Below are 297 nucleotides of genomic sequence, written 5' to 3'. Positions count from 1 at the left end.
CGCCACCGACAGCTCTGGCTCCTGCAGTTTGTGACGCAGAAAACTCACTACGCGTGAGTAGAGATCCGGCTTCAGCGCCTCTTCCCTGTGCTGCAAATTCACGCTGACCGAAATCATATTCAGCAGCGTGTTGGCAAACTGCTCGGCCAGAAACGGGTTCTCGCGGTCGGGATTAAACACGAACCCTTCCTGCAGCAGCAACTTGAGCGATGCCATGCCGGGGCGCGTGAGATCCAGCGTTTTTCACCGCAGTTTGGCGGTGGCAGGCGCTTCCTTCTCCATAATGTGGCGCGGCAG

At 57.9% G+C, this 297-nt stretch carries 1 pseudogene; it reads right to left on the bottom strand.

The annotated features are described in order from the left end of the window. Positions 1 to 216: pseudogene (locus tag KVT28_RS24845) on the bottom strand (AraC family transcriptional regulator); the annotation flags it as partial. Between the last annotated feature and the right edge of the window lie 81 nt (positions 217 to 297).

It is taken from the genome of Pantoea sp. GbtcB22 (assembly GCF_019091025.1).
Lineage (GTDB): Bacteria > Pseudomonadota > Gammaproteobacteria > Enterobacterales > Enterobacteriaceae > Pantoea > Pantoea leporis.
The sequence above is the reverse complement of the archived record's forward strand: the minus strand, read 5'-3'. Positions and strand labels throughout refer to the sequence as shown.